The organism is Micromonospora sp. ATCC 39149, assembly GCF_000158815.1.
Taxonomy (GTDB): domain Bacteria; phylum Actinomycetota; class Actinomycetes; order Mycobacteriales; family Micromonosporaceae; genus Micromonospora.
The window spans coordinates 892,667-893,336 of the sequence record NZ_GG657738.1 but is presented as its reverse complement, the minus strand read 5'-3'; the positions used below and the strand labels follow the sequence as shown (position 1 = coordinate 893,336).

The 670-nt window shown below is 74.6% G+C and carries 1 protein-coding gene; it reads left to right on the top strand.

All coding sequences use genetic code 11. From position 1 onward, the window contains the following. On the top strand, window positions 1-670 hold a 670-nt coding region (locus MCAG_RS33360), incomplete at both ends, for a hypothetical protein (RefSeq protein ID WP_036372177.1).

Here is a 670-nt window from a genome sequence, read left to right as displayed (position 1 = left end):
CCTGCGCGGCGGCATCTTCGACGAACTGGGCTGGCCGGACTGGGAGCTGGCCTGGCGGGAGGTGACCGGCGGCGACCACCGGGTCGAGCTGACCTGGCAGGAAGCCTGGCCCTACGTCATCCTGGGTGGCCCGACCACCGTCCGCGTGCTCGGCGCCGAGGGCATCGTGCTCCGCCACGACCTGCGCATCCCCGCCGGTGACAGGTGGGGCGAGCCCGGCTACCACTACGTCGACGGCCACCTGCTGGTCTACTGGCGGTCCCAGGAACTCGGCTACGACCTGCGCGGCTACTGGCATTCGGCCCCCGACGAACCCCAGCCCCTCCAGGGTCGCACCCGGGGCAGCCAGCCACGGCGCAATACGATCACCCTGCCGCTGCCCGGCGGTGGGCGGACCACCGGCGGTGGTGTGCTGCACCCCGCTGACAGCGTCGTCCCCGACGAGCTGCCGGTCATCACCGACGGCACCGCCCACTGGGTGTACCGCGACGGCGACGGCGACGGCGACCACGGCTGGCGCGAGTACGACCCGGCCAGCGGCACCCACGGTCGGCGCGGCCTGCCCCGGTTCCTGGCCGACCTGCCGCCCGGGGAGAGCCTCACGGAGCACAGGAGCTGGTTGCGGCCCGCCCTGTCCGAGCGGGCCACCCCGGCCGCCGTGCCGGTGGAC